This window comes from Gilliamella sp. G0441 (assembly GCF_050589305.1).
Lineage (GTDB): Bacteria > Pseudomonadota > Gammaproteobacteria > Enterobacterales > Orbaceae > Gilliamella.
In genome coordinates this window covers 1-5,817 of the sequence record NZ_JBNRJF010000024.1, presented here as the reverse complement: position 1 = coordinate 5,817, position 5,817 = coordinate 1, and the positions used below count along the sequence as shown (strand labels likewise).

Genomic DNA, 5,817 nt, shown 5'->3' with positions numbered 1-5,817 from the left:
AGCGATATCAGTTGCAGCTAAAATTGCCATTGCTGTGCCGATTGGTCCGGGTAAATATTGTCCAATTTGTTCTGGTGCTCGCATCCATAATTCAGCATAATCGCTACCGTTAGGCATTCCTTTTCCTTAACTGACAATTAAAGGCAGGTGGCTGGAGCAATTCGGCTTTTATGTTGGCTGCACTGTTATCATTAAGATTGAAGAAAGCAAGTTGATGATAAAGATTGATTTGCAAATTTAAAAATAAATGGTAGATTTTCTCACTACAATGCGGGAATTATTCAGGAAATAAATATGAGCAAACAACTAGATAAAATAAGTAAATTTTTAAGCTATATTTTGAGACATCAACCAGAAGCTATTGGAATCATATTAGATTCCGATGGTTGGGTTAATATTGATAACCTAATCATGCAAGCTAATCAACATGGAGAACCGCTTACTAGAGAGTTGATTGAGCTAGTTGTTAAAACAAATGATAAAAAACGTTTTACGATTTCTGATGATGGTTTAAAAATACGTGCAGCTCAAGGACATTCAACTCAACAAGTAAAAATTAACCATGCAGAACAAATTCCTCCAGAGTTTTTATATCATGGCACTGCAACCCGATTTATTGATTCCATTAAAAAACAAGGATTAGTTGCTGGTAGTCGTCATTTTGTCCATTTATCTGGTGATGAGAAGACGGCAAATAAAGTAGGAGAAAGACATGGGAAACCGGTAGTATTAAAAGTAAAAACCTTGCAGATGTATCAACAAGGTTTTAAATTTTATTTGGCTGATAACGGTGTTTGGTTGACTAATACAGTCCCTAATACTTTTTTAATATTTGATTAAATTTTATCTAACTCAGCCTGTTCTGCTTTATATTGGGCTGATTCTTCTTTGGCTTGTTTTAACCATTCATCAAAATCACAAACACTACCTCTGTTCTCCCATCCGGAAGAAGCAAAAGCATGAACAAAGTATACTTTAGGATTTCCTGATTTATCTGAGCCATCAAAACAAACAATATCATCAGTATTAGAAGCCTTGGCAAATGGTATTAATTTTCTAGTTGGATATTGTTTTTTTAATTCAAATAACCATTGTTTAGCAAAATTTTCAAATTCATATAAAAACCACCATGGCTCCAAATCAAGAACGTCTTGTTTAGAACAAATTTTTAAAAAAGATAAAGGATATTTAAACCCTTCAGGTAATTCTTCTTTCGAATATAAGTAATGAGCCATATTTTTACTCCTTAGTTTTACCACTAATGCGAGGGGATGTATTTGAACCAAATGGATTATTTTTACTAAATCCACCTGACTGTTTATTAATCCTTCCTGTTATTGCTTCTCCCCAAGTTGTAGGTATAAACCCTTTTTTAGGATCAGAAAATCTATTTACTTCAGATGGTGAAAGCTTATCATTAAAATTTCTAACATTAGCTTTAATATTTATACCAGCTTCTCTAGCTGCTGCTATTCTTGTGTTATCCATACTTGTAAATTTGCCGTCAGGCATTTTAATTACATCAACTGGATCTCCTTTCCAACCATTAGTTTTCATGTTTGTAACAAGATCGTCATAAGTATATTTCATATCAGTCCCTCGTTCTATTTTATTATAAGAAACGGTATTCTGTGAAAATCTAATTTCATTAGGATTTAGATTAGATATATTATTGACAGTCCCCTTTCCAGCATTAATCTCTTTTTCTTTTTTTACATGCTCACCAAATTTGCTACTTTCGTTGGCTTTCTGATTAGTAGCCTGATTATCCAGTATTTTATCCTTAGTCTCTTTATAATTTCCACCACCTTGCTCGACATTTCCTTTGCCATATTCTGACCCCAAAGAATTCTCATCTAACTTATTGGAAACTTTCCCTCCTTTAGAAGCAAGTTCATTTCCAAACCGATCCACCATTTTTACTTTTTAACCATAACCAAAAGTTAGAAGTCCTATATAACCCCATAATTTGTCAACTTCCTCTCCAGCTAAATTTCTACCATTCCAAATAATATAAATACAATCAGCCTCTCCCACAAAAGGAGCAAAAGTCGCAATATTAATTAATTGACTAACTCCGCTATCGAACTCTTTTTTTATAACTTCATCAACTTTTGATGCACAAGCTTGGGAACTCATTCCATCTACACATACACTTTGGGATATTTTATTTTTTCTATCTTCCAATTGTTTTTCAAATAATTCTTCATAATTAGTATTTCTATCAAAACCTGAGTTCTGTTGTAGCTCATTATTCTCAACCGCATTTTTACCAGCTGCTATACCCGTACTGACATCACCGCCCGCACTGGCTACAGCCAGTCCGGTGGCAAGTTGGGCGAGGGCACTGATGTTTTGTTTTTCAGCTTCGGTTAAGTCCTTAACGTCTTTTCCATAGAGCTGCTTGCGAATGATATCCGCAGCAAGTTCACCGGTTACGGCACCGGCACCGCCGGCAAGTCCTGAGTTGCCTTGTAGTTCAGCTACCACCGCACCCAAAATCGCATGAGAAATTAAACGGGCAGTTTCATTATCTCCTGTCTGGATTTTTATCTGCTCCGCTACCCAAGGTGCACTTGCGCCAGCCAGTCCGCCTGTGATGTTGCCGGTGATAATGCCGATCACTATTGATATCGCACTGTCTATCCCTTTGCTAACATCACTCCCCATTCCGCCCAGATTTTTATTATTTTCTCTATTCGTTTTTAACTGCTCATCAACCGCAACGTAATAGAAGTAGTCTTTATTCTGATTATAATAATCCTCAACAGTTTTATATTTGGCTTTTTCTTCATCACTCAGCTTATTATAGGCCTTTTCCGCTTCCAGCTTCGATAACGCATCTTTATTTTTATCTACGTCATTTTGCGCCTGAATTCGGTCATACTTATTCATTACACTTTTTGCCTGCTGTGCAATGTCTTTGATAAGCTCGACCGTTTCTATTTTGTCTAACTCTTTTTGCTTATCAAATATCTGTTTCAGCGGATTATTCGCGCTCTCCGTATCCCAACTTAATTCATTGATATCCTGTTTTTGCTGCTCTTTATTGCGGATGATTAACTCACCTTTTTCAACCGCCGATTTTGTCGTGCTTGAGTCACTATCACTGTTTTGATAAGCCGTTGGTACACCCGGACCTCCGGTACCTCCGCTTACCAAAACTTGTCTTACTTTTGTTTTGTGGATATTAGATAAAGGATAAATAAAAAGCTTTGAATTAAATCAAGTTTAGGGGAAGGTTTAAGCAGATAAGTAAAACAATAGAGTAAATAACAGCATAGATTAACGACGAACTGCTAACCACAACTAACTTACACGGAGTTAACTATAGCTAAAAGATATTTTACGCTAAAATTAACCATATGCAAAGAGACCACCCAGCCCATTACTGAGCGATTTTATACCGTCGGCCTTGTGCCACAAGGCATAAAACCCAATCCCAGACCACAACTGACCATTAAAGGCAGGCGGCTGGAGCTGATAGGCTTTTATGTGGGCTGCCCTGTTATCATTAAGATTGAACAGGGTAAGTTAGTGGTAGAAATTGATTCGTGTATTTAAAATTAATAATAGCTTTATAATGTAAGTAGGAGTTATCTTTAAAAAGTAATTTATTTGCTTAATGCCTTTATTCTTTTATATAAAAACTCATAAAAATCGGCAGCATAAAACATCCCATTTTCTTTGCCTAAACGTAAATAAATTGGACATTCATTTTTATGACTTTTATTATAATTAAAATAAAATTCTTCTCCAAAATCTGTCCTACTTACTACTATTTCATTCTTTTCATGAAGATTATCTCTAATATCAATTATATAGTTGTAAACTATATCACCTCCTACGGCATTTTCGAAATCTATTTCATATATACTAAAGATTTCTTCTCCATTTATATCACCACCACCATATTCAGCAAGAAACCATTTGTATGAATCGCTAAAAGTAATGTTCATATACATTTCTGCTTTGCTTATCCATTCATCACTCGGTGCATTATTGGGAGAACCAAAGTTAATAATATCTAAATTAAGATCAATTAATTTTTTAACATCATTAGGAGTAATTTTAATTTTCATAGTTTGCAGCCCTATTTTTCCAATACTGTTTTTTCCAAGATTCAAATTTGTTTCTATTTATACCAGACGGTATTGTATTTGTATTAACATGAATAGTTGAGTGATTTTCCTTGTGAAATTTTTGAGTTACTTCTGCAATTGGACCATTTTGCCTTTGAGTCATATGATGCAAATTGACTGATCTACCATCACTTCCTATAGGAGCTAATCCATTTGCCATACGTTCTAAATTTGTTCCTGTCACTGTTTTACCGTTTACCTTCCATGAACTTACAAAATTCGGATCAAATAAATCATTACGTTGATAAACTTTATTGCCATTAAATTCTATAGGATCTTTGCTCCAATATTTTCGTTCTTGCCCAAAATATTTTGCTGCATCAGCCTGTGTTACACTATTCGTCCCCTTTCCAGCATTAATCTCTTTTTCTTTTTTACATGTTTACCAAATTTACTACTTTCGTTGGCTTTCTGATTGGTAGCCTGATTATCCAATATTTTATCTTTAGTCTCTTTTGACCATTAAGGGGCGGTGGCTTGAGCAGATAGACTTTTAGGTCGGTTGTCCAGTCATCATTAAAGTTAAGCAAAATAAACTTATTATTAAACTAACAAGCAAGTTTTAAAAAAATAATAAAAGATCCTCACCTAAATTAGGTGAGTATTGATACTTATCCAACTGGCTCTAATGAAACCGCCATTTCTAATACTATATCTAAGTAAGCTTTTTCACCATTATGATTTCGCCGTTTCAGTTCATCATATGCGTAAATAATTTCAACTTTAGCCCCTTTTTGAAAAAGCTTTTTATCCTTGTAATTAATATAGTTATAAATGCTTTCTTCAACTTCGTAACCATCATCTAATAGTAAACTAAAAGCATTATCTACAGAAGAAGGATCTTGACCTGCCACATAAGTTCTAGTTATTACTCCCGACACATGCAGTAAAGGCATTTTTCCTTGTTTAATACTATTCCACCATTCTTTAGAACCAAAAAGACCATTTGTACCTTTTAACCCCATATTTGGTCTCGACTTATCGAGCGTGAGTGACTGTGTCATTACAATTTGCTCAGGATTATCTTTTAACTCTTCAGATAAAAGATAAACTAATTTCATAGGAACTTTTGAATTTTCTAACTTTAATAGCATATTTCTTACCTTTTATTTTACTTTTTCAAAATGGACAATATTTTTATTAAAAATATCCATTCCTTTACCTTGCCCAAGTTGGGTTGTCATTTGCCCTCCTTCCACTTTAAATCGAGTATTCGTATTCATCCATTTTCCTGTTTGAGTAGACATATTAGGGAATTGCGTACTTGCTGGTTTATTTGCTGCAATACCAATCTTTTCAAGCTCTGAAAACGTCCCTGATTTAACTACTATTTTAACAGTTACGCCATCATATTTTGATGAATATGATAACACAGGAGATACAGAGGTCTCAGTTGTTGCTGGCATTATACCTGTTCGCTCAAATTGCTTAAACTGTTCTGGTGACATAGTTCTATAAACAATTTCATTTCCATAAGCATCATATTGTTGTACTGGACTAAGTGGATTTTTAGATTGAGTTACAGGCACTCCAATCCCTTCTTTTGCAACCTGTGTTGGTCCCGCCGTCCCCTTTCCAGCATTAATTTCTTGTTCTTTTTTTACATGGTCACCAAAATTACTTGATTCATTACCTTTTTGGTTTTTTGCAACATTGGATTCTACATTACCTTTGA

General features: G+C 34.6%; 10 protein-coding genes. 3 read left to right on the top strand and 7 right to left on the bottom strand.

Annotated features, from left to right (window positions below):
- Positions 1-130: 130 nt before the first annotated feature.
- Positions 131-241 (top strand): SymE family type I addiction module toxin, encoded by a 111-nt coding sequence (locus ACKJXD_RS11805; RefSeq protein WP_220217302.1) that lies wholly within the window; start codon positions 131-133, stop codon positions 239-241.
- A gap of 53 nt (positions 242-294) precedes the next feature.
- Entirely contained in the window at positions 295-840 is a 546-nt protein-coding gene (locus ACKJXD_RS11800; protein ID WP_430876407.1) for an RNA 2'-phosphotransferase, read from the top strand.
- On the opposite strand, the gene ACKJXD_RS11795 is transcribed toward ACKJXD_RS11800, so the two are convergent.
- From ACKJXD_RS11795 to ACKJXD_RS11785, 3 genes are read right to left on the bottom strand one after another with little or no spacing between them, the layout of a single operon-like run.
- Entirely contained in the window at positions 837-1,235 is a 399-nt protein-coding gene (locus tag ACKJXD_RS11795; protein WP_430876406.1) for an SMI1/KNR4 family protein, read from the bottom strand. The genes ACKJXD_RS11800 and ACKJXD_RS11795 overlap by 4 nt on opposite strands.
- A 4-nt stretch (positions 1,236-1,239) precedes the next feature.
- Entirely contained in the window at positions 1,240-1,917 is a 678-nt protein-coding gene (locus ACKJXD_RS11790) for a hypothetical protein (protein WP_430876405.1), read from the bottom strand.
- A 9-nt stretch (positions 1,918-1,926) separates the two neighbouring features.
- Complete coding sequence (locus ACKJXD_RS11785; RefSeq protein WP_430876404.1) at positions 1,927-3,162, bottom strand: VENN motif pre-toxin domain-containing protein; 1,236 nt, start codon at positions 3,160-3,162, stop codon at positions 1,927-1,929.
- Positions 3,163-3,330: 168 nt separating this feature from the next.
- Between ACKJXD_RS11785 and ACKJXD_RS11780 the strand changes: the two genes are divergently transcribed.
- Entirely contained in the window at positions 3,331-3,564 is a 234-nt protein-coding gene (locus ACKJXD_RS11780; protein WP_430876408.1) for a SymE family type I addiction module toxin, read from the top strand.
- Between the two features lie 50 nt (positions 3,565-3,614).
- Here ACKJXD_RS11780 and ACKJXD_RS11775 read toward each other — a convergent pair whose 3' ends face one another.
- The 4 genes from ACKJXD_RS11775 to ACKJXD_RS11760 all read right to left on the bottom strand — a co-directional run.
- Positions 3,615-4,082, bottom strand: a complete 468-nt coding sequence (locus ACKJXD_RS11775) for an SMI1/KNR4 family protein (RefSeq protein ID WP_430876403.1) — start codon at positions 4,080-4,082, stop codon at positions 3,615-3,617.
- Positions 4,072-4,326, bottom strand: a complete 255-nt coding sequence (locus ACKJXD_RS11770) for an HNH/ENDO VII family nuclease (protein WP_430876402.1) — start codon at positions 4,324-4,326, stop codon at positions 4,072-4,074. Before ACKJXD_RS11770 ends, ACKJXD_RS11775 begins: the two co-directional genes overlap by 11 nt.
- A 427-nt stretch (positions 4,327-4,753) precedes the next feature.
- Positions 4,754-5,236: a hypothetical protein gene (locus tag ACKJXD_RS11765; protein ID WP_430876401.1), complete on the bottom strand. Its 483-nt coding sequence runs from the start codon at positions 5,234-5,236 to the stop codon at positions 4,754-4,756.
- Positions 5,237-5,248: 12 nt separating this feature from the next.
- Positions 5,249-5,817, bottom strand: a 569-nt coding sequence (locus tag ACKJXD_RS11760) for a hypothetical protein (protein WP_430876400.1), incomplete at its 5' end; no start/stop codon positions are given.